We start from the raw sequence: 23,576 nt of genomic DNA on the forward strand, positions 1-23,576 counted from the left end.
TTCCTTGAATGTTTTCTAATAAACCTTTGCTTTTCATAATTTTCCATAGGCGTAGACTAAGTAGTGATTAAAATATTAATACATGACGATCAGAAATTTCGTATTGGAATGGATATATTTCGGATATATATTTTAAAACATCTTCAATACTCTCAATATCCTTACTAAAACTTGCATTGAAAACTTTTTTAGACAAGGCCGAATTGTTGTTTACGATTTCGACATTATATTTCCGTTCAAGTTTTTTTTGCATGTTGGAAAAAGGTGAATTTCTAAAAACCAATTCTCCACTCATCCAACCTATGTAATCCTGTACGTTCACATTTTCCAAGCTTGTTTTATGGTTATCCTTATTCCAAGATCCTTTAGTTCCGGGAGTCAGGGTTATAACGTCTTTCGGAAGAAAAGAGTTGGCCATAGTTATTGATCCTTCTACCAAAACCGTGTTAATCTCGGGATCTTCAGAGTAGGTCGATACGACAAACTCCGTCCCGAGCACCTCTATGGAGACATCATCTGCATTGACGATAAATGGCCTTTGTTTATCTGGGGAGACATCAAAATATGCTTGTCCTTCAATAAACACCTCCCTTGCACGACCCTCTAAAAAGGAAGTGGGATATTTCATTCTACTTCCTGAATTCAAATGAACAACCGTGCCATCGGATAATTTTACATTAAACATTTTTCCATGAGGAATTATAATTTGATGGAAGACAATTTGATTCTCATCGGAATTGGCGTCATAGTTTATACTACTTCCGTCTTGATGCGCAATAGTTTTACCTGAGACCACAATGTCTTCTTTGGCAACTTGCTCCAGAATCATGGCTTCACCATTCTCTATCAATAATTGAACACCATCCATGTGCGAAACCTGGTGATCAACCTCAATATTATCTTTATTAAAAACAGCGTAACCCACAGCAAAAAGTCCAACAAATAGTGCGGCGTAGCGCATTATGGATTTCCATATCGGTTTTATCCGGGCCTCGGACCCTAAAGTTTCAGTTTTATTTAATTGTTCATTTAGCAGTTTCCACTCTTTATCAGTATCTAACCCCTCAATAAACCGCAAACTCTCGATAACTGAATTTTGTTGAAAAATTGTTTCTACAAGTTTTCTTTCCACTTCAGTCAAATGAGTTAATGACTCGGGATTTAATTTTCCCGTTGCAGCAATTGCCTCTAAGGCCTTTTTTAATCTTGATTCTGATGTCATAAATAGATTCTTCTATTACTATGTTATGGAAAAGTTAAATTAGGGTGACAATTTTCAAAACAATCTTGAAATTTCGATATCAAAAAGTGATGTATTCACACTGTTTTTAAATTTTCAAATTAACGGTTCATCGTTTTTTTATAGCAAGGCAATCGTTCGATTCGTACCTCTCGCGACATCCATAATTATATATATCAATTTTTTGCCCGCTCGTTCTTTTGCTTATTAACCATAAGCTCAACATCCTTCAATAATTTTTTAGCGTCATAAATAATACCATCTTTTATAGTATACAAGACACCACCTACTCTTTCAGGTTTTCCGTTATCGTCATTCAATCTTACCGCCCCTGTTCCGTAAAGTACTTTAAGGTTTTGTAATGGATTTTCATCGAGAATTACGATATCGGCTAGTAATCCTGGTCGGATAACTCCAAATTCAATCTCTCGATTTAATGGTTTAAAAATCTCTTCTGCACCGTGCATAGTCGCTGCTCGGATGACTTCAAGAGGATGAAAACCAGCCTCCTGCAACATTTCAAGTTCTAAAATGGTACCAAAACCATATAATTGATATATAAACCCAGAGTCTGAGCCCACTGTCACTTTACCACCTCTATTTTTATAATCATTTAAGAACTGCATCCAAACCTGATAGTATCTTTTCCACGCAACCTCATCTTCAGTGGTCCAATCAAACCAGTAAGCACCATGGTTCAACCGACTTGGTTCGAAAAAATCCATTTGGGAAGGCAGTGTATATTTAGCATGCCAATCAGCATTTCGTGCTGCCATTACATCTCGTCCAGCAGAGTAAATAGTCATTGTAGGATTAATATAAAAATCCAATTCTAAAAATTCGTCGAGAAGTGCATTCCATTTTTCACCTCCAGGCTTTACTAAGTTCCATTGCCTAGCCACTTGGCCAAATCTGTGTTGCTCATCTCCGTAATTAATGTCAATAGGCCAAGGCTGTACATCATTGTTTTCATACATAGATTCAAATAGACCATAGAAATGTGTCATACTGGTTAATCCTAATCTAGCAGCGTCCACAGCATTCATTTGAGCCACACCGCTTTGCGCAAGATGCGCAGTGCTTCCCATACCTAAACTGTTAGCTTCATCAAGTAAAGCTTTCATTATTTGCGGACGATAGGAACCCAATTTCAGTCCATCTACCCCCTTTTTCTTAGCATACTGCACCCATTCTCGCGCATCGACAGGTGTCAACAACTTTCTCCCCTCCCATTCTTTTCCACTTCCAGGACGGTGAAATGAGATGATTCGCGGAGCAGCGATTTGATTTTTCGCACTTCTTGATCGCTCATTTAAGGACCATTCGAGCTCTCCAGTAGGTACACCTCTAACCGTGGTAATGCCATGAGCAAGCCACAATTTATACACGTATTCTGCTTCAGGAGCCTTTGGTACACCTCCAGTATGGACATGCAAATCCACAATGCCAGGCATAATATATTTACCAAAAGCATCAATTTCTTTGGTGTTGCCAGTTCTTAATTTCGGTCTTTTTGAATCATTTATTTGAATTTTGGGAACACCTACAGAAACAATATCAGTAATTTTATTTTTTTCAATAATTATATCCACTGGTCCTGTAGGAGGACCACCTGTTCCATCTATTAAAGTTACACCGCGAATAATTAACTGATCATAGGGACCTTCGCCTTCTGTTGGTTTTCGATCAGGTGCACCTATCATTTGAGACAGAACTACCATAGGAGCTAATAAAAACATTAATAACATGGAATTTTTCATAGTGACGGATTTAAAATTTCTATTGATAAAATGACTACGATTTATTTAAAATTTTAACTTATGAGTTCAATATTCTGTCGTTTTTTAAGAATGCCGAACTAGGTTCATTAGGTCTTCTATCCTATTAGTTATAAATAACACGTTTTAGGGTGACAGCTTTTTTCACTTTTAAATTAAAAATTGATTTTCTTTTGCAATAAACTTTTATTACATTTAAAAAAATATGGCGTTAATTTTTTATTAAATTTTACTAAAACCTTATAGGATTTTGTCGAATATCTCCGTTCTAAAATAGTACTCCGCTATTTTTCTAAACGGGTGCATGTGTGAAAGATGAAATGAGAAAGATTGTTTAATAACAACAAATTCATAATTTAAGAGTAGAAGAGCTTCCAATAAAACCAGAATTGAAATTAGACGTATCCTATAGAGGAGTGTAGTTTACATCACAATTCTTCAGTTTAAATGCAATTATTTTCAGAGTTGCATCTGATTATTTAATCTAAAGGAAGACTATAATAGCGACAATTATAAAACCATCATACCTTCTAATTTATAGACTACTTGCATGTTATGAAATCAAAAAAATTAGACCAAAATACTTCAGAAATAGAAGAACTATTTATTACCCATCATTCTTTATTGTGTTTAGTGTCCTACACGATAGTTAAAGACAACGATGTAGCAAAAGACGTAGTGCAGGACTTTTTCATTTCATATTGGCAAAAAAGAAGAACCTTATCTATAAATACATCCTTTCAAGCTTATGCTATTCGTGCAGTAAAAAATTTAAGTTTGATAGCTGTTAAAAAATCGCTCAAACAACAACCCCTAGATTTTATTTTATATAATCATGCTGAAGAAGTTCCAAATATTGCCGAAAGGCCCAGTACCGATCGAAGATTATGGGAGCTAGTTAACAGACTTCCAGTTAGCAGAAAAGACATTTTTATTGCTTTTGTTGTACAGGGCCATAGCTATGCTGAAATTGCCGAATTAAAAGGAATATCCATAAATACCGTTAAGACTCAAATGAAAAGAGCTTATGCCTTCTTGAAATCTGAAGCTAACGAAAACAGTTTTTTCTTTATTTATTTATTTTGTATTATCTCTACCCGATTATTCTGAACATAACAAGGTCATTGCTTTAAATCCGTTTTATTTTCTTACTTAAAAATTTAGCAATCTTAACTACATACATTTAGTCTCGGAAAATTTTAATTATCTGAAAATGGCATGAATAGAAATTATTTTAATTTTCGGCTCTTCGAAATTATGCCGACTATTTATAACCCCCATTTGATCTGTTGGATATGAAAACCAGCACTAAAAAATTATTGATACGATTTGATGTGATTCGTTATAAAGGTAATATAAACTTGAAAAGGAATTAAGACCGGTTACTTCATCTGCGCTCGGGGTGACATTGGGCTACGAAATTGCCTTGCACAGATTTTTTATGGAACACCGTAGAGATTGCTTCGCTTTATTCGCAATGACGGAGCGACTGACGAACTCCTTATTACCTGCCCTTTCTAAAATTACGGGTTGTCCTGATTGTTATTCAATAATATTTAAGGTTAAATTTTATCTAATGCCAATTGTTGCGGGCACTCGTTAGAAACGAGCGTTCTAGGAGGAATTGGAGATTAGCTCCACTGAATCTTCGAGTTCCTGCCTTCGCAGGGACTTAATGGGAAATCCCTGCTTTCGCAGGGATTTTTGGATTAAAAGAGTTCAGCAAACTCTTTTTCAATTTCAGTTATTATTGCTTGCGGGACTTCATCAAAGAACTTTGCTTTTTTAGCTTGAGATAATTTGCCATTATTCTGAATTAGGAATTTAATTAATAAATCGATGTTGGAATCTGGAAGGGTCACTACTCTATTGATAAATTCGACCATGTGGTCATGTTGCTCGAGGAATTTTATTTCGTTAGGTATTATTTCCTCAATAGTTTCTTCAACACATGCATATAAAAATTCGGCTTGGAGGGTAAGATCCGCATAGCGATACAGATCAATGGTTTCATTTAATATTTCCACATTATAATCTGTCGTTGGCACCCAATCAATCCATGCGAGTCGTGGTTCTGAAAATGCTTCCAACATCTCCTGATACCTACTGATATTATTTAAAATTGCGGCTGATAATGGAAAGATCATATCTCTGCTGGTATAATTTTTTCTGATCAAAATATGATGCATCAAATACCTGTGCAATCGGCCATTTCCATCAGAAAACGGATGGATAAACACAAATCCAAAAGCGATACTCGTTGCCATTAAAACTGGGTCGTATTGACTGTTGTTTAGCATTTTATTGGTTTCGAGAAGACCATTGATAAGGCTTGGCAAGTCTTTTGTTCGTGCTGAAATATGATCTGGAATAGGCGCAAATGTTTCCCGGTCATGTTCTCCAATAAACCCTTCTTCGGTTCTTAAACCCATTTGTTTGAGTTTGTTCTGGCCAATTACAATGTGCTGTAAACGCTCTAACTCTTGAAGTGTTAATTCCTTCTTTCCGGCTTGACCAATAGCTTTACCCCAGTTTCTTGCTCTTAGGTTTTCAGGTTTTTCCCCTTCAATGGCGAAAGATGCTTTGGAATCTTTTAGCAATAAAAACGCTGCTGTTCTTCTAATTAAATCCCTATCCTTTCCTTTTAAATCAAATAGCATTTTATTCGAAAAATCCTTTTCTTGGTAGGCTTCAATTTTATCTGTTCTTTGGATCATCGGACAAAACTCGCGGGTGCCAGGCAAGTTGTTTTTTACGCGGTGCCGGGTTGAATTTATGGTTGGCCCTGGGTATTGTAGTTTTGGATTTATAACTTCCACATAGGAGCCTATTTTCAGGTCGGGCACATCTATTTTTTTTTCGAATAACCATTCATACAAAAACCATATCCGTCTTGCATATTGCCCTGTAGGCTCTGATAGAATGTATTCTTTAATAGTGTCCTCACTTAAATTAAGAAATACCTGCTTTAAAATAAACAGATCGACGCCCTCATACTTGAGTGCAAATATGATGTGGCTTATAATATCAGCATTTGGTTGATGTCGCGTGGTAAAGACTTGCCATTGCTCCGTATTGTACCGCTGATGTTTATTTGTTACTATTGCCAATCTATTAGGTAACGGCGCTACTTTATTTGTTTCTTGCTGTAAAAACTCTATTAAAAGGGCATAGCCGGCCAATGTACCAGCTTCTGGAGTGTTCCTACTATGAAATACAGTTACTTGTTGTGAAAAATAATTATTCATGTTGATTTGATGTGAATTTCATTTACAAATATAGTGTGAAAAACAATTACTTATCGTGATAAATGATTACTATCCTATAGATCACATGAAAATTGAATATATATTATGACTGAAACGATTATTTAAGTTTGAGATTGCTTCGCTATGCTCGCAATGACGTGGGAACAACGAGGTAGTTTGCAGATATGTTTTTATGGAGCAAAATGGAATGACTGATGAACTCCTTATTACTTGATAACCCAAACAACCAATTCAGATTAAGACAATTGCGCTTAAATTTAAAATGCGGATTATTTTTAAATAGTCCGCATTTAAACACTAAGATCTCACTATTTCCACAAAGTCATCGAAACCATTCTTTAGAAGTATTTTTTTCAAAGTATCTATGAATTTATTGATTTCCCGCTCTATAATAAGATTATAATCTTCAGTCTGATTTTTAAAATCATTTGGAAGATGATTTCCTATTGCATAATCAATGCCGGTAAGAGTGGTAGGGAAATCTAAAAGCATCAATTTACCGTTTTCAACTTTAGCATCTACATGAACGTTGCGAGGTCTTCCATTGGAGCTAAAAGATAGCTTGTCCACTCCAATATCATTTTGGATTTTTTTAAAGGCCAAATTTAAATCATTCGGCAATTTATATGGAACTATTATCTTTAACTTACAATCTGAATAATTGTTATTATTATAAATAAAACCATTATTTTGCACATAATGCTCACACACGTACTTTACAAAATTCTCGTAATAGGCATATGCTAATGTACTTGACGGGAAAAAATTAAGTTCTATATTGGTAGCATGCAAAAACATCTCTTTAATACTATCAATCTTATCAGCGAGTGTTTTATTGTTAAACACAACTAAATTAATACCACCTAAATCAGACGGAACTTTTACCGATTCTTCAATCAAAAATGCACACTTTTCTAAACCTAAACGTCCAGTAAATAAACCTAATTCAAATAGAATATTATCTCTAGCAGTAAGCTTTTCTTCACCTCTATAAATTAATCTGTCATCCGGTGACCCTATCAAAATACCAAAATCAAATTTTAAGGTAGCAGTAAGTAAATCTGATAAAAAATTATTATTAATCTTAAAAACAGACTTATCCCAAACAGATTCATTCCAAATAATTACTTCAAAGTCGTTATCTAAAATTGATTTAACTATTTTGGCAGTACCTAACTCTTCGCTAGAGCTACCAATGAAAATTCTTTTTTTCATAATTATAAGAAACGTGTTATTTTGTTATTATCTACCAAGTCTTTCTTAATAGAGTTCAACTCATTTAAGAGTAAAACCAGTTGACCATACTTTTCTGGTTTATCTCTAAAAACACATTCAGTTCCATCGATTGATTTTATGCTATTTCGATAAAAATCATCGGCTACAATTTTTTCTAATTCTACCTTCAACACATATACAAGCTCATAATAGGGCTTGTCATAATATGAAAGAGAATTAATATTGTAACATACTGATGAAATATCGAAGCTGCTAATGTTGATGTTAATATCTGAATCCGCTTTTATCGTCTTTAAAAATCTAATCATTTTCTTTAAACGGCCATTCACAGTTTTATCTTTCTCATTCAGCATCTTTATTTTTAAAAATGGATAATCAACCGGCAAAGTGTCGTTCAACCTTTTATCATAGATTTTTATACCCTTTTCTGCTTCATTTCCAGATTTAACTGAATTAACGGATTTATACCAGGACGCTGTTACAACATCAACTTTTCGTTTTGGACTTGTTAGATTAACCTCGATTGATTTATCTTTAGAACTATCTACATTATTGTACACCGCTGACAACACTTTTTCTGCCTCTAATCTTATTTCTCTTAAATCATGATTAGCATCCCCATTATAAGTTGATCCTTCTATTACTTCTAATAATGAACGACGCTGGGAATCAGTAAGACTGATTCTCTTATATTCTTCAGTAAAAATAGATTTTGAGTCGTGAAAATAAAAGCGATTACATAGTTGAACAAGATCGATATCACTATAGCCCTTAATATGAGTATTACACATAACTGATCCTTGATACTCATAATCCAAGTTGGGATTATTTTTCTTAAGTTGCGCTTTAACTTTATCCCCTGCTACCATAGTATTCTGGGTATAAGCTGGTTCAACACCTTGCATCGAACGTTTCACATACTCCAAAACTTTAGATCCTGACAAAGCCTTTAGCTCCATCCTAAGAGATTCATTTAAAAGCGTTGATTCATCAATCTCCGCGGGATTGTATCTCGCTTTGACTCTTTTTACTAATTCGTCATAATCTCTCTCCATAACCTATCCTTTTGATTGTTTAGGGTCTTTAGATCGTGGATACGTTCGCTCCTCTTGAAAACCTCCTGAATTTTTGTGAATTTTTAAGGAACCACCACCTTGTGATTTCACAAAATCGGCTGCTTGTTTAATAGCGTCAACTTTGGTTGAATCGATAACTTTCGAAGCGCGTTGCGCATTCTCTTTCTTAATTTTGTACACACCATCATCGTGTACTAAATGAAAATTCTTCATTTGTATTTTAGATTAATTGATGTAACAACGATTACGGTCGTTGCTACTTAAACCGTGAAAGGAATCTGGAAATTTTGCAGGGAAGATATAACGCGCTATATTTGCACCGCAAAAAACGGGGTAGTATCCTTTTCATTATACTACTCACTTTGAATTTTAAAAAAGTCCTTCCGGTCGAATGTTGGGACTTTTTTTATGTGTAATAATTAGACAATGAGCGTTCCAAACTGTTAAAGCTTTCTTAAATTGACAAGATGTCATTATGAAACTCTTTTTCTCATTATTTTTAGTTAAACTACGTTTTTCCACCGACGAACACATCTATAAACTACTGGCATAGCTGTCATTATGCTGATTCAGCACCTCCATACATAGAATTATTTTGGACATTAGTCACCTGATTGCGCCATGCCTTCTTACCGGATTGAATGATCTTAATTCCTGTAAATCCCAATGTGTTGCGCTCATCATTTATGGGATAATTACTGATTAAAACACCGTACTGGTATGGATTCTTTTTAAAGAATATATTTCCAAAATCTGAAGTTAAACTGCAATTCCAGTTGCGATAAACACGATTACTTTCTTGGTTGTACCCAGATGCAATACGCACAGTTACTCCTTTCTGCTGAAATCGTGTTCCTTTAGTAGAAACATTAAAGAATATCGGTTCAAAATAATCCAATAACCGATGGTACGCTTCATCATCAATAAAAGACAAGCTCTCACGTCCAGTTTCGCTGAGCAACTGTTCATAACTTAATGTTTCTATATGTTCTACTGGAGTGAAGGCTCCTTCAGATTGCGTTTCCACAAACTTAGTGTGCGTACTCAAACTTTTAACATTACTATTGAATAATTTATTACGCCAGTCTTCATCTGCGAAAATCTCCCAGTCTTGTTCAAACTGCGCATAATGCTCTAACAGCGGCTTACTCGCCATTAATTTGAAATTTCGATTATTATGATATCCACAGAAACGTCCTGTTATTCCTTGAGCGCCATTTGCCAATTGTTTATCTCTTGGCTCAATCCCAAAGCGTACTTTTTCTTTAATAATTCCCAAATCTTTACCAGCGGTTAAGGCTTGCACGATGATGAGTACTACGCGTTGCCCTCTTTTTAAAATAAGATCGGAAACCTCTTTGATACCTTCATTAATACTAAAATCACACGCTGGATCGGAACCAATTAACAATGTCATGCATTGCTGCTTGAATTGTTTCTTTAGAAGTCGTCTCAATTCAACAGCCCTGGTTGTATTGGATTCTCTTATTATCCCTAATCCACAATCAAAAGAATTTAAATGATGAACATACTCCTCAGTTTTTGGATGAACTGTATACACTTCCTCTCCATTCACATCTTGTACTTGTAGTGGTTTGAAACCACTTGGGATGTCTTCAATAACATTATCTGCTAGCATTTCAGAAATGCCATAATATTCTGGTGGACGGACACCTACTATAACATCTACATCAGTAGCACCAGTAAATTGAGCATCGAGAATATCATAAGGGGTTGCGCTGACAGCCAATAATTTTATATCCGGAATTCGATATCTCAATTCGGAAAAGAAAGCCAATTCAAATGAAGATTCCATCCCTGAGCCATACTGATCTTCATCACGAATGATTAACTGCACGTCATATTCATTCACAACTTTGTGTGGATTTGGATGGTTAAAGAAATCGCTCATCTTCATGACCTTAAGGACAGACGGCTTCAAATCCCCTATGACACAATCATAAAACTCACGCTCTAATACGCGACAATTCTGCTCATAAAGATCAGTGTCACGCATACTAGTAACGAATAGGATCGATTCAAGATCTTTAATTAATCCTATCGCCGGCAGTACATAATTACATAAAAAATATATTGTTCCAGATTTACCACTTTGCATAGAAGCAACAAAAGCCATATTTTGATTACCTTCTTTGAAAGAAAGTCCAATACGTAAGGCATTGATAATTTGATTGGGGAAGATTCCTGTTCTTCTAGAGTTTTTTAAAGTATCCACAATATTCTCTTCCAAAGAATGTGGCGCGTCTAATTGCTGAAGAAGTATTTCTATCTCAGCGTCCCAAAAGTTTTGATATGCAGTCATAAACACAGAATTAAAGATTAATACTGCAATAATACGACCAGACTATGCAGAGAATCTGCACAGTTTAAGATTGAATACGAACTTTAAATAAGATAGCTACGCCTAAAGACTAACCAATATTTTTATTGACATCATCAATAATCGAAACTATTTCTCTAACCTTATGATCATCAAATAAACCAATGATACCAGCATCACTAGCTTCATTAAAAGGAGGTTGCGTCAATAGTTTTTTATCTAAGGTTCCATTACGGTTTAGATAGTTAATCAAGGTTTGTATGAAGGTGATTTGAACTGGTTTTAGGTTTTTATCTTCAATAAAATGTGAAAATAGCCTATTCACTGTTTCAACATCTAAACCAACAATACTTCTAATGAATTTACCTAAAGGCTGAGCACCGTATTCATTTTCGTATTCCTCTTTGGTGCCTAATTCGTCATTAAATAAAAACGATTCTAGCAACTCCAATTCTTTAGGAGTGATAGGAATATTTTTATGAAGTTTGTCTATAACTAAATGAGATTTATTTTTACGTATAAATGCCTCAACTCTATCTTTATAGCTTTTTAACTTGGCATAAGTTGGCATTATATCAACCTCAGCTACTTTATGGTATTGAATCTCATCAGAGAAATCCGTATAAACTGTTTTTACATCTTGTTTTTCGATGAACTTAAGCAAGTCTCTTAATTCTACTCTTATGTTCTCGACAACATTAACATTGGTGTTTTTCCAGAACTCAACTTCCTGCACTTGCTTAATAAGATTGAGTTTCTCTTGAACTTTTGGGACATTTCTTTTCTTATAGAGGTTATTGGCTATATTATAAATTTGCTTGACGTAAGCTTCTTCCCCTCTTTTATCTCCTGAAAGAATGACTAATTGAAAATTAAGAGCTAACAAATCAAAACGCTTACTACGTTCATCGTCGCCTGCATTATACGGGGCTAAACCAGAAAGATTAGTACATAAATCGTGAATATCGCCTACACTTAAATTGTCCCATCTTTCTCGGGTATTAAATTCAGTTACAAGTGTCCAGTGTTTTCTTACCTCAAATCGTTCTTGATCAAGAGTATGGATTACCTCATGCAACTGATTGGTGTAGTTTTCCGCTAATGCATCCTCTTCTGCTGTAGATTCAGTATTGTCGCGGATAGCCATTAAAATATTTAATTTAGCTTCAAATATCTTTTGAGATATTGTTTTCGCAGCGGTTCCTTTGACACCGTCTGGGAATTCATTAAAAAAACTGAAGTTATCGCAAATATCAAAAATCATAAAGAACTCCTTATCCATTTCAGGACCAAATAGGTTTGGTCGGAGACGTGTACCTCTTCCAATCATCTGCCAAAATTTGGCATAAGATTTTACCTGCTTAAAGAATACCAGATTAACCACTCTAGGCGCATCAACACCGGTATCCATCATATCTACAGATACCGCGATTTGAGGCTCTAATTCCACTTTATCTTCGCAGAATTTTTCCAGTAAATCCTGTGCCTTAGTTTCATAATTATCAATTACACGCAAAAACTTACCTGAATATTCTGGGTAATTTTTATTGAAGCGCTTTTCAATAAAAACAGCGTGCTTATGATTTTTAGCAAAAATGATTGTTTTACCTAACTTATCTCCTCCTTCAACCTTGACACCGTTATTCATTAAATAATCCAGAACATCATCAATTGTTTTATTATTGAACAAAAATGAATTTATGGCTGATTTACTTATTTCTATGTCCTCTTCATCTCCTGACGCACCGTCCATAAAAGTTTCTTCAAACTTTAATTTATCTTCCTCAGATAGCTCATTATATTTAATTCCCTCATGCACAAATTTGACAGGTACGTTAATTGCTTTTGGAGGCACTAAAAACTTATCTTGAACCGCCTGATTTAACTCATATGCATATGTTGGGTTATCGTCTTCAATATTGAATAATGAATACGTATTGTGGTCTATTTCTTTTTTAGGGGTGGCGGTTAAACCAATTAAAATCGCATCGAAATATTCGAAAATTGCACGGTATTTTTGATATACCGATCTGTGTGCTTCATCAATGATGATCAGATCAAAATGCCCCGGACCATAATACCTTCCATCTTCATTTTTCAGACCATCTATTCGATTCATTATGGTTGGATAGGTGGAAAACACAATTCGTGTTCCATTATCCTCCTTTTCTTTGGTTAAATCGATGGCACTTAAATGGGGTAAATGCTCCTTGTACGCATTTTTAGCCTGGGTAACCAAAGCATTCCTATCTGCTAAAAACAATACACGTTTAGCCCAATTACTCTTAGTCAACATATCGACTATGGCCGCTGAGATTCTGGTTTTCCCACTTCCGGTAGCCATGACTAGCAATGCTTTTCTATTCTTTCCTTTTAATTCATTTTGATGCGTGGTTACCAATGCGTCGGCTACTCGCTTTATGCCTTCTAATTGATAAGGTCTTCCAACTATATCTCTATTAATTTGGTATTCCCTGATGTCCGTTCTTGTAGTTCTGCGCTCAATAAGATAATGTAACTCATCTTTTGTGTAAAAACCACTCACTTGGCGCTCGGGATAGAATGTATCATCCCATACATGGGTTTCAAAACCGTTGGTATAAAAAATGATGGGTCTTTGCCCTGTCATTTGTTCTAAACAATCAGCATATAAATAGGCTTGATGCTTTCCTTTTTTAGGATCGTGAAGCGTCTTCTTCGCCTCTACAACTGCTAACGGCATACCATTGTCATCCCAAAGCACATAATCTACATAACCTACTCCTGAAGGATTTACGACTACTGGCATACCGGTAACTTTGTACTCTAAATCTTTATGAAGTTTAAGATTATCCCAACCTGCTTCTTTAAGCAACAGATCAATATATAGTTTACGAGTTTCAATTTCAGAGGTAAGTTCTGGGATGCTCTCTTCAAAATCGACCTCAACCTTACGCTCTTCTTTTCGCTCTTTTAGTAAGTTTTCATGCTTTTGAACTTGTTGTCGTAGAAGATCGTTTTCTTTTTGAAGCTCGAGTGTTCTTTCAAGTTGTTTCTTCTTCTCTTCTAATAATTTCTCAACAGCTTCCGATTTTTCTTGAAGCTCTTTTAAGGTTTTGTCATTAAGTTCGCCTGTAGGAATTAGCGCCTCATTGAATGGCGGAATATCTGGGTTTTCTTCGTTATAGTTAATCCCCACAAAGGAGAGAAGCCTGAAGATACTTCTAAGACAAATGAGCGCTTCCTTGGTATTGACTCTTGTACCATGCGCCGCATTATTTCCTACTTTTCTAACTAAGGTAAGCTCATTAAGTAAGCTTTCTTTTATATCATTTTTGAAATCATCATGATACAATAAAGCTGCTAATTTAGTATCATAAGGTCTTTCGTAATCTGCGTCGTTATCGTATAGCCAGTTTAATGTTAACTCTAAAACCACTCTGGATTGTAGCGCAGCATATTTGGGTGCTTTAAAGACGTATTTCTCTGCCTCAACCGCTTCACGATACAGTTCAGGGAAATCATACTTTATAAATTCAAAATTGCTTTTTATATTCATGACTTAAAAAAACATTTAAAATAGTAAGAAAACGCTATAAATCAACCCATATTAAACTAAATATCAATAACTTTCTCCACAAATTCTTGTAAACTTGGAATCTCAACACATTCCCGCCTAAAATTTACGACAACCTACCAATCCTCATTATCATCGTTTTTGCAACTGCTACATAAACCTCCATAAACGTAGTATTCAAAACCTCCACATCTCGAGCACGTGTTTTCTATTAAGTTTTCACAGGAACTGCAATAGGTGTCATATTCTTCTTTTGAAAAACCACATTTCGGGCAGGTAACGGCAGCTATTTCATCTTCAATGTCACTTTCAATTCTATATCCATCACTGAAGGAACATTCAGAGCCGGTAATTTGAATATCAAACCTTCTACCGTCATAAAGGGTAATCGAACAATACCCGTCATCATCTAAAGCTTCAGAAGAAAACTCACTACTGTCTAGCCAGCCACTTGAAAAACGTATTACTGTCACTTCATTGTCCTCAACTTCCACATTTAAAGTATAACTACTTCTGGTTCCGGTATCTGGGTTGTAATAATCCACATCTGAGCAATAGGTGTCGTCCGGATATGCTTCTTGGTCTTCATAGTAATAATTACTTTCTGAGTCGTTATAGTAGCTATTTGACCTTGAGGTTTTCTCTTTGCATGAATTAAAAAAAATGATTAAGCCTAATATTAAAATTAATTTAACTGTTCTCATATGCCTTTATTTTACCAACTCTCCTTTAAAAGCTTTTTGCAATAAGCTGTTAAATAAGTCTTCGCTTTTTTGTAGGCTTTGTTGGGCTAGTTCTTTTTGAGCTTCTATGGCTTGTACACGTTCTGCGAATTGGTTTTGTAGTTTTATATCAGGATAAAACACAGTCATTTTCTTTAACGCTACAATCTTTAACTCAGCAAACGTGGTGCCTGATGCAATATTATTGTAATTAGCAAAGAATGAACCTTTCAAGTGATACCTTAGATAAATACTATTCATTGTTTTTGAATCTACCTCAACCCATAAAACCCTGCCATCTTTAAAATAAAATTCTTTGTCATTATCAACAACCCAAATCCTACCATCCGGGCAGATAGAAGGCATCAATAAATCTCCTTGTTTAGGAATCCCTCTCTCTGCTTTCAAACTTTCGTAATGGTATCTTGTAATAAATAAAGTAGGAATTATAGATTTGCCTTCTCCCAATTTACCTACCTCTGTTCCTCTATAAAAAGGAATACCGTCTTCAACTAGTTCATCAACAAATACTCTTCTACTTGATCCTACACCACAAACACTACCTAAATTTATTGTATCCCATCCCTTCGGATTCGTCACAGGATCCCCAAACATATCCAAAAAGAGACTTTGGGTAAGGGCATCATATTTTTCGATGAGTTGTTTGTCTAGTTGGCGAAGTTTGTCTGCTTCGTCTAGAATTGCAGCTATTTTTTTTTGGGTTTCTAGGGGTGGAAGAGGGATTTGGAATTGTGCCAATTTACTCCTTGAAATTCTTTTTCTAGTAGCTCCAGTACATTGTCTCAAACTTTCAGAGAGCATAGAAGGGCTATTCAAAATATAGCACACATACCTGTTATCAACATTATTATTAACTCTTAATATTGCAACATCAACAGCTGTAATATATCTGAGATCCGAACTCTCTATAGGAAATAAACAAGCTCTTCCAATAGGATCGGGCATTCTAGCAATCAGAATATCACCATTCTTAATTTCTGTACATTTTAATGTCTCAAATGTATCATTATTAATAAATTTTGATGACTTATCAAGAAATTCTCCAACTCCAATATCTGCTAATTGCAATAATCTTACATTCCCTTCCTTATCTTGATCTTTACTTTCAATCCAGTCCCCATCTTTAAACATTCCTTCATTTGAAAGTTCTTTTAACGTAACATACTTCATTAATTCATCATTTTTTCCAAATTCAACAACGCATCTTTTCTTGATTTATCAATCTCCTTTATCAAACCAATTATCATATTTGGTTCATCATATTCAATTTCTTCATAAACAACTTCTTTATAACGATTAATAGACAAATCCCAATCGTTTTCTTTAATCTCTTTAAAAGGCACCAAAAAACTTGAGTCAGTACGAGCTCTTTCAGTTTCTGCTTCTAAGTTTTTAAAACGTTTTACAATATCTGGAATGTCATTGTCCTTAATCTCCGCACGCTTATCGTCTAAACTATAACCATCGGCTTTCATATCGTAAAACCATACGGTATCTGTTCCTCCAGAATTGGTTTTGGTAAAAAACAATACGGCTGTACTTACCCCTGCATAGGGTTTAAACACCCCAGAAGGCATGGAAATTACTGCTTCCAGTTTTTGGTTGTTTACCAACTCTTCTCTAATACTTTTGTGCGCTCTAGAGCTACCAAACAAAACACCATCTGGCACAATAACTGCTGCACGCCCTCCTACTTTAAGCGTACGTAGCATCAGGCTCAAAAACAGCAATTCTGTTTTCTTGGTTTTGGTGGTTTGCAGTAAGCTGCTTTCTACCTCATCATAATCCAAACTACCTTTAAAGGGCGGATTGGCTAGAATTAAGGTGTATTCATTTTCAATATCAGCATTCGCTTCGCTCAATGCATCTTTACCAATTAGCACTGGGGTTTCCATTCCGTGCAATTGCATATTCATAGCGGCAATACGCAACATAGACGGGTCAAACTCAATACCGTTAAACATCTTAGTGTTAAAATGTTCTCTAAAAGTTTTGTCTTGAAACCAGTCGTTGTGGTTATGATAAATATACTCTCCTGCACTCACTAAGAATCCCGCAGTTCCACAAGCTGGGTCGCAAATAATATCATCTTTTTTAGGTTGGGTCATTTCCACCATCATATTAATAATATGGCGTGGCGTACGGAACTGTCCGTTGGTACCTGCTTCGGCAATTTTGGAAAGCATATACTCGTAAAGATCTCCTTTGGTATCTCTGTTATCTAAAGGTAACTGGTCAATCTGTTGTACTACTTTATCCAACAATTTAGGCGACTGGATCATAAAAATGGCGCCTTTCATAAACTTGGCAAATTCTCCTCCTTCGGCACCGATAGTTTTCATGAAATCAAATGCTGTAATATCCTCTAACTCCCGTTGTTGTTTGGTAAACAAATCAAACATTGTTTCTGGGTCTTTATTTTTAAAATTTGACCAACGCAATGGGCTTTGTTCTTTGGTATAAATAGGTTTTTCAATAGGCACCCCTAAAAGGTTTGCCTGCTTTTCCATTAGAATCTGTTTATCATCCAATTGTTTGATAAATATTAGATAGGTAAACTGCTCTACTACGGTTAGTGGGTTGGATATTCCTCCTGTCCAGAAGTCGTTCCAAATTCTATCTATTTTACTTTTAGTTTCTCCGGTGATCATATTTAAGTATCAAGTATATTAGTTAAAGGTATTTTCAATGTTTTTAGTATGTAAATAAGCTTCCTTTAAAGAAGCTACAATGTGTATTTCCTGCTCATTTAAATCCCATTCCTTTTCCTCCAGTGTTAGCGCCACTGTGGCTAGCATAATGCAGTAATCGAGCGTTAATTTCGCTTTTGGTATTGTTTCATTCAAAAAAAATAAATTGTCTTTGACGATTATTGCAATTCTGACAAAATCATATAAGCTTAATGCGCTTTGGTCCACAAAATCTTCAAGATAATCATCTTGTGGAAGATTAATGAAATTTCTTAAAAACTCAGCGATGTCTTTATGATTGTGCTGTTGGTCGTCCTCAATTAGTTTTAATAGCATAAGGAATATATTTAAAAGGTAAATTTAGGTTTATTGTGTTTGTCAGCGATGGTAAAAGCTATTATCGTTTTTTTTATGTTCTTGGGATGTTTTTATAATTCACAGACAACTTTTCATTAGTCCCAGTCTTAAAAATTAGTGTCATAATTAAATTTCCAGTATAATCTTTTAACAAGTTGGACAATTCGCGTTGGTATTCTTACCCATAGCTCTTTCTTTTAATGATTGTGAAACAAATGTAGGGCTGGAGTGTGCGGGATAGTTGCATAGTTATCTGGATAACCTAATTTCATCTATGAATGTTTTGGTTCCACAACGACTTGGCTTAGTGGTTACTTCAATAATTTGATCTGCTGTTAAGGAATATTGTGCTATAATTTCTGGTAAAATTGAGATTGTATTCCCTCCATCTTCAGGTTGAAAGGTTCCATAATTATTATCTGCTATTCTTGAAATCTCTCCCCGAATCCATTCGTTAGATAATGAGTTTGTGGAAGGTTTAGCTTCCCATTTTAATTGATTTAATGCTTTGTCAGCATTGTTGTCAATGAATGTTTTCATGTAATCTAGCGTGTCCAATAAAAGCAAAACAACACTTTGGTATAAAAACGTATTTTTATTTGATGCCATGTAAGCATCAACGCCTAGTGATTTGCCTTCATTATGTGAACCATCTTGTGTGACGTTTAAGATTTTAAATATGTTAAAAGCGACCACAGGATGTATCACTTCATGTTTATGTAAATAATCTCTATGTCTACCCGATAAAAATTTTCCCGATCCATTAATCCAACCTTGGTCGTGAATAATTTCATCTGGAATACAACCAATTTCATTTAGCTTTATGAAAACGGCTTCTATAATTTTTCTTATGCCGTTTAGAGAATCTTGAGCTATTATAATTTGAGCTGGATTTTCTAATCCTAACACCAAATGGTGTAATCTATCAAAATGTTTTTTACCGAGATAGTTATCAGAACACATTTCAAACTGTTTTGGGTATCTATGTTTTAACTGATTGACATCCAAACCTTCTGACTCACTAATTATATTATCAAGTAACTTCTTTACATCTGAAATCTTTTTTTTGTTATAACATTTGAGATCGTTAGCTTCTAGAATATCATTTTGCTTATCCGTAAAGCTTGATTGACCAGATAAAATGAAATATGGCAATAATTTTTTATTCTTTAACTCATTAAGTTTTCCAAGTGCAGCACCTAACCCTTTTGTATTTGGAGTTTCAGAGTTTTCGTCAAAAAAGAACAATGCATCTAAAAGCACTCCATCAAATCTTAATAAATCATTTTCTAAAACCTCAAAGCCTTTCTTAAAATTGTTGTAGCCTTCTAAAAATATTCCTTTTGATTCAGCTTGAATAATAAAGGGCTCTAAAGCTTCATGATCATGCTCATCGTCTATCCAAAGTATGGTAAATGTTTTATTCATAATTAAATTATAGGTATAATAAAGGAAACCGTCGAAGAAAACTCTTGATCTTCGTCTAACCTCAAAATATTCAAGGCTCTTTTTCCGTAATTATGGACTTTCAAAATTTCATTAATTTCGTATCCCCCTAATCCTTTGTTCTTAGTTGAACCTACTGAAAAATTTTTTCGAATATAATCCTCCAAATTTAAATCGATCGGAAAAGATTTGCCTGTGTTTGAAACTTTAATTTCAATATAAGCTTGTTTTGAATTTATTTCATAATTAAAATCCTTTGCTTCATCTTCATTGGCAATGAAAGGTAGAACTTCTATATTTATATCGTGAATTTTAGAATCTTCTACAAACGCATGTCTTTTAATATTATCTATAAGGTTTAATAGCACAATTCTGAGCTTTTGCTTATTACCTCTTACAATAATTTTATCATCTGTAATTTGCTTTATATCATCATGAATTTCCAATTCCAATGTCACATCTCTAGGCAAGCTTATTTGCTCATTACTAACGAATTCAATAAGAAATTCTAAAAACTGCAATTCAGTTAATGGAAATGCAGAAACGTTAACTAATGCGGTATTATCATCTACTAATTCTTGAATATAATCAATATTTTTAATGATAGATTCGAATGCATCAGCCATTCTAAATTGCCTGCTTTCATTAATTACGATATCTTTCCAATTCGGATCCAGTTTCCACATGACATCTTGAATAATTTCTAAAGAAGACCCAATACTCAGTAAAGGCTTACCTAAAACATGACTTAAAGATGTAGAACTATCAGTTTCTTCAATTTTTCGTCTGTAAATTAGATTATCTTTTTCTAATTCTAAAGCTTTTACCTTTTGAGACAATGCGAAGATGCCTTCAATTTTTGCATTTTGCTCATTTATAGAAGGTAATTTGAATACAAGATTTTGTAAATCCTCATTTTTAATATACGAAGCGATTGAACCTACGCGATAACTGTTTAACTGATTTTGAATATAATCGGCCGAAAATTCGTTTATTAAGAATAATGGATTGATCTCCTTTTTATTAATTCCTATGGCAATTATTCCAGAACCCAAAGCAATTGGTTCTTCTTCCTTATACGAAAAGTAAGTGGGTTTGATGAAATTTCCAACCGTTGCCATCAAAATGCTGGGGGTATCTACAAATATTGTCTTATCCTCCTGGGCCATCTTTTCTTCAAGTGTATCGATATTTAATTCACTATCGAAAACATCATCCTTTAGATCTTTGATTTGAACAAATTTAGCCAAGTGGCTATCATCAAAGGTATATCCCGGATCAAAAGAAGCAAATTGAGACAGTTTTTTGCCTTCAACAGGCTTTATAAAATATCTATTAACACTAAGATTAAAGTCATTATCTCTAATAGTCTCTATATTCACTTCTTTGATAAATTCAGTGTTATTCCCTTCCTTTATATAAGCTAATAACTTTTCATTATCCAATCTCATTTTTGCTTTATCTTCCTTGATAATAAAACTTGTAGCATCAATAAATTTTATAACATTTCTGCTATTTCTCTTTCGAGCTAAAATGAGTATACATATTGGGATTGCAGTATGTTGTAAAATCCCACCTGGTAAAGACACAATAGTTTCGATCAATCCTTCTTCAACTAAATATTGTCTTAAATTTCTCTCTTCACCATCACTAAAAAGTAGTCCTGGAGAAATCACGCAAGCGACTTGACCATGAGAATTGATAGACTCTAAACCTTTATTTATAACGTAGGCTTCGGCAGTCATTTTTTTCTTGCCAAATTGATACGCTTTCAAAGAATTAACTTTATAATTAAATGGGGGATTAGAAATTACTAAGTCAAAATCATTGGATTCTGGCCAATTATTTATAGAATCTTCAACTCTGTAATCGACATTAATATTACTTGATTTCTCTAATCTCAACAATCTCAACTTACCTAATGCCCAAGTAGCTTCAACAATTTCTTGCCCGTAATAACTTTGTGCATTATTTAGATGTGTTGCAAAAGAAGCTAGTCCTGCAAATGGGTTGAATACTTTAGCTCTATTTGGAATATCAACTAATTCCATAACTAAGCTACTTACTTCGTTGGGTAGTAGAAATTCCCCAGAATATTTCCCTTGATTACTGGCTAACTTAAATAGTAGGTTATCAAAAACTTTATTAAATACTAGTTCCGGAATATCATTACCTATTTTTGAAAACTCTTCAATTATATCTAATAAAGGCCATTCTGGTATACCATTTATTACCGGTTTATAAATCTCTAACAGTTCGCAGTATCTATTGTCATCCTCTAAAAAATAAAATAATTCTTCATAGTTAACCTCTCTTTCAAACATCCCTTTCTCAATTATACCATCATAATACGCTGACAAAAGAAATAAAAATATGTGATGTTGTTCAACTGGTAAAACTCCTCGTAGAATACCTATTGGTTGCCAAAATTGCTCGGTTAACTTTATCACATCTCCTTTTTCCATATAATTATCTTCTCTCATAAATTTCAATTAATTTAACTTCTGCAAATTAACAATGTAATTGCGCGAAGTATTTGCACACTTATTAAGAGTAGTAGTTATACATTGTTTCACTGTGCTCAAACATTTGCTTTTTTAAGCTTTCAGGGGCTAGAACCTCAACATCTTTTCCATAGGATAAGATTTGCTGTACCAACTCATTATTGATGATGGTCTCAAACCACACCTGATCTTTTTTATCCTCTTCAAAAAACTCCTCGTAATCCGGTTGAAACGGCTTTGTTTTAAAATAGTTGTCTCTGCCATTATGAAACCTTAAGACTACTTTTTCTACCTCAGCATCTTTAGCCCTTACCACACCTACCATGGTTCTAAAAAAGCTATTCCAATCTGTGCTTGAGTTTAAATAATCACATTCTTCCAGAATATTTATATTAATTAATCTTTCATCCAATGGAATACTCCATTCCTTAATGTTTCTGGTATTATTTAATCCGTAAACAAACCATCTTCTATTGTACTGTTTTAAGATATGTGGGTGGAATTCGAAAGTCGTTTCGACATTATCTTGGAAACCTTTGAAAGTTATTTGTAGCACTTGATTTTTCTTAATTGCAAGATATAATGGCTTTAAGTGCTTAATCCCTCTATATTCCTCATTATGGTCGTAAAACAAGATTTTAGAAGTATCTGTTTCTTGCTCTTCTTCATCTTGAAACCTAATTAAAGCTTCTGCTAATTTGTTATATTTAGGATGATTCTCAAAACGCGACATTAATTGCTGTGCTGCGTCTATTAAGTATTGTTCATATTCCAATAATGGACGCTGAGCAATTGAAAACTTAGGATTTGTATATTTTAGAACCCTGATTTTTTCTGGTAAAGGCGCGGCAAAACCATTCTCTTTATCTCTAAACACTTTAAGGTCATCTCGCAAGGTTCTTGTGGAAATGCCTTCTCCAGGATAAAGCTCAGCAATGCCATCATTTACAAACTCGAGTAATTCTTCAAAACTGTAGGACTTATTGCGAAAGCAATAGTCCAATATATTATATCTTAAATGTGCGTGGGTGCTGTTTGCCATTATTTAAATATCTTACTTTTTTAAATGCAGTCATTCTATTTAAACCCTATCTCATTAGTGGAAATTGACAACGTGTAAAGGATCGTAAATTTATTACATCTTCAATTGTGAAATAGAATTTTAGAAATTGACTTTATTGATTTTTAGGGGTGAATAACTTAAATGCACAACCCTATTCTGGGAAGCTTAATTGGGTTATCATTTAATGTTAAAAATAGCAATTTATATTGATTTGGTAGTAAAATAAGTTTTTTTACAATCAAATATAGCTTATTGATAGTTTGAAGTATGATTGCAA

Annotated in this window: 16 protein-coding genes; 1 reads left to right on the top strand and 15 read right to left on the bottom strand. The window is 34.3% G+C overall.

Annotation, left to right across the window (positions count from 1 at the left end; genetic code table 11):
- Positions 1-67 precede the first annotated feature (67 nt).
- Both H3Z82_RS18220 and H3Z82_RS18225 read right to left on the bottom strand, forming a co-directional pair.
- A complete protein-coding gene (locus H3Z82_RS18220; RefSeq protein WP_182206930.1) occupies positions 68-1,222 on the bottom strand; it encodes a FecR family protein in 1,155 nt (384 codons plus the stop codon).
- 194 nt (positions 1,223-1,416) lie between these two features.
- A complete protein-coding gene (locus H3Z82_RS18225; protein ID WP_182206931.1) occupies positions 1,417-3,000 on the bottom strand; it encodes an amidohydrolase family protein in 1,584 nt (527 codons plus the stop codon).
- 573 nt (positions 3,001-3,573) lie between these two features.
- On the opposite strand from H3Z82_RS18225, the gene H3Z82_RS18230 reads away from it, so the two are divergent.
- Positions 3,574-4,128, top strand: coding sequence for a sigma-70 family RNA polymerase sigma factor (locus H3Z82_RS18230; protein ID WP_182206932.1), 555 nt, complete (start codon positions 3,574-3,576; stop codon positions 4,126-4,128).
- A gap of 599 nt (positions 4,129-4,727) precedes the next feature.
- On the opposite strand, the gene H3Z82_RS18235 is transcribed toward H3Z82_RS18230, so the two are convergent.
- The 13 genes from H3Z82_RS18235 to H3Z82_RS18295 form a co-directional block, all read right to left on the bottom strand.
- On the bottom strand, positions 4,728-6,266 hold the full coding sequence (locus H3Z82_RS18235; protein ID WP_182206933.1) for a Fic family protein: 1,539 nt from the start codon (positions 6,264-6,266) through the stop codon (positions 4,728-4,730).
- Positions 6,267-6,584: 318 nt separating this feature from the next.
- Complete coding sequence (gene cap12 / locus H3Z82_RS18240) at positions 6,585-7,502, bottom strand: CBASS system CD-NTase-associated NAD(+) hydrolase Cap12 (protein WP_220459210.1); 918 nt, start codon at positions 7,500-7,502, stop codon at positions 6,585-6,587.
- 2 nt (positions 7,503-7,504) lie between these two features.
- A complete protein-coding gene (locus H3Z82_RS18245; protein WP_182206934.1) occupies positions 7,505-8,578 on the bottom strand; it encodes a hypothetical protein in 1,074 nt (357 codons plus the stop codon).
- Between the two features lie 3 nt (positions 8,579-8,581).
- Positions 8,582-8,812 carry a DUF2188 domain-containing protein gene (locus tag H3Z82_RS18250; protein ID WP_182206935.1) on the bottom strand — a complete coding sequence of 77 codons (231 nt, stop codon included), beginning with the start codon at positions 8,810-8,812 and terminating at the stop codon, positions 8,582-8,584.
- Between the two features lie 346 nt (positions 8,813-9,158).
- Positions 9,159-10,922 carry a hypothetical protein gene (locus tag H3Z82_RS18255; RefSeq protein ID WP_182206936.1) on the bottom strand — a complete coding sequence of 588 codons (1,764 nt, stop codon included), beginning with the start codon at positions 10,920-10,922 and terminating at the stop codon, positions 9,159-9,161.
- Positions 10,923-11,031: 109 nt separating this feature from the next.
- A complete protein-coding gene (locus H3Z82_RS18260; RefSeq protein WP_220459211.1) occupies positions 11,032-14,478 on the bottom strand; it encodes a DEAD/DEAH box helicase family protein in 3,447 nt (1,148 codons plus the stop codon).
- Between the two features lie 134 nt (positions 14,479-14,612).
- Positions 14,613-15,200 carry a hypothetical protein gene (locus tag H3Z82_RS18265; RefSeq protein WP_182206937.1) on the bottom strand — a complete coding sequence of 196 codons (588 nt, stop codon included), beginning with the start codon at positions 15,198-15,200 and terminating at the stop codon, positions 14,613-14,615.
- Between the two features lie 6 nt (positions 15,201-15,206).
- The gene (locus H3Z82_RS18270; protein ID WP_182206938.1) at positions 15,207-16,409 is read right to left on the bottom strand and encodes a restriction endonuclease subunit S; all 1,203 of its coding nucleotides are present in this window, start codon (positions 16,407-16,409) and stop codon (positions 15,207-15,209) included.
- Positions 16,409-17,890, bottom strand: a complete 1,482-nt coding sequence (locus tag H3Z82_RS18275) for a type I restriction-modification system subunit M (RefSeq protein ID WP_182206939.1) — start codon at positions 17,888-17,890, stop codon at positions 16,409-16,411. Before H3Z82_RS18275 ends, H3Z82_RS18270 begins: the two co-directional genes overlap by 1 nt.
- An 18-nt stretch (positions 17,891-17,908) precedes the next feature.
- Positions 17,909-18,265, bottom strand: coding sequence for a hypothetical protein (locus H3Z82_RS18280; RefSeq protein ID WP_182206940.1), 357 nt, complete (start codon positions 18,263-18,265; stop codon positions 17,909-17,911).
- 270 nt (positions 18,266-18,535) lie between these two features.
- A complete protein-coding gene (locus tag H3Z82_RS18285; protein ID WP_182206941.1) occupies positions 18,536-19,714 on the bottom strand; it encodes a hypothetical protein in 1,179 nt (392 codons plus the stop codon).
- A gap of 2 nt (positions 19,715-19,716) precedes the next feature.
- Complete coding sequence (locus H3Z82_RS18290; protein ID WP_182206942.1) at positions 19,717-22,215, bottom strand: N-6 DNA methylase; 2,499 nt, start codon at positions 22,213-22,215, stop codon at positions 19,717-19,719.
- Between the two features lie 64 nt (positions 22,216-22,279).
- Positions 22,280-23,278 (bottom strand): helix-turn-helix transcriptional regulator, encoded by a 999-nt coding sequence (locus H3Z82_RS18295; RefSeq protein WP_182206943.1) that lies wholly within the window; start codon positions 23,276-23,278, stop codon positions 22,280-22,282.
- Positions 23,279-23,576: the final 298 nt, after the last annotated feature.

This window comes from Gelidibacter maritimus, from assembly GCF_014062315.1.
Taxonomy (GTDB): Bacteria; Bacteroidota; Bacteroidia; order Flavobacteriales; family Flavobacteriaceae; genus Gelidibacter; species Gelidibacter maritimus.

What these genes read in the sequence shown, in the direction of transcription:
- H3Z82_RS18220 (WP_182206930.1), bottom strand. Translation starts at nt 1,222, where the DNA reads ATGACATCAGAATCAAGATTAAAAAAGGCCTTAGAGGCAATTGCTGCA.
- H3Z82_RS18225 (WP_182206931.1), bottom strand. Translation starts at nt 3,000, where the DNA reads ATGAAAAATTCCATGTTATTAATGTTTTTATTAGCTCCTATGGTAGTT.
- H3Z82_RS18230 (WP_182206932.1), top strand. Translation starts at nt 3,574, where the DNA reads ATGAAATCAAAAAAATTAGACCAAAATACTTCAGAAATAGAAGAACTA.
- H3Z82_RS18235 (WP_182206933.1), bottom strand. Translation starts at nt 6,266, where the DNA reads ATGAATAATTATTTTTCACAACAAGTAACTGTATTTCATAGTAGGAAC.
- cap12 (WP_220459210.1), bottom strand. Translation starts at nt 7,502, where the DNA reads ATGAAAAAAAGAATTTTCATTGGTAGCTCTAGCGAAGAGTTAGGTACT.
- H3Z82_RS18245 (WP_182206934.1), bottom strand. Translation starts at nt 8,578, where the DNA reads ATGGAGAGAGATTATGACGAATTAGTAAAAAGAGTCAAAGCGAGATAC.
- H3Z82_RS18250 (WP_182206935.1), bottom strand. Translation starts at nt 8,812, where the DNA reads ATGAAGAATTTTCATTTAGTACACGATGATGGTGTGTACAAAATTAAG.
- H3Z82_RS18255 (WP_182206936.1), bottom strand. Translation starts at nt 10,922, where the DNA reads ATGACTGCATATCAAAACTTTTGGGACGCTGAGATAGAAATACTTCTT.
- H3Z82_RS18260 (WP_220459211.1), bottom strand. Translation starts at nt 14,478, where the DNA reads ATGAATATAAAAAGCAATTTTGAATTTATAAAGTATGATTTCCCTGAA.
- H3Z82_RS18265 (WP_182206937.1), bottom strand. Translation starts at nt 15,200, where the DNA reads ATGAGAACAGTTAAATTAATTTTAATATTAGGCTTAATCATTTTTTTT.
- H3Z82_RS18270 (WP_182206938.1), bottom strand. Translation starts at nt 16,409, where the DNA reads ATGAAGTATGTTACGTTAAAAGAACTTTCAAATGAAGGAATGTTTAAA.
- H3Z82_RS18275 (WP_182206939.1), bottom strand. Translation starts at nt 17,890, where the DNA reads ATGATCACCGGAGAAACTAAAAGTAAAATAGATAGAATTTGGAACGAC.
- H3Z82_RS18280 (WP_182206940.1), bottom strand. Translation starts at nt 18,265, where the DNA reads ATGCTATTAAAACTAATTGAGGACGACCAACAGCACAATCATAAAGAC.
- H3Z82_RS18285 (WP_182206941.1), bottom strand. Translation starts at nt 19,714, where the DNA reads ATGAATAAAACATTTACCATACTTTGGATAGACGATGAGCATGATCAT.
- H3Z82_RS18290 (WP_182206942.1), bottom strand. Translation starts at nt 22,215, where the DNA reads ATGAGAGAAGATAATTATATGGAAAAAGGAGATGTGATAAAGTTAACC.
- H3Z82_RS18295 (WP_182206943.1), bottom strand. Translation starts at nt 23,278, where the DNA reads ATGGCAAACAGCACCCACGCACATTTAAGATATAATATATTGGACTAT.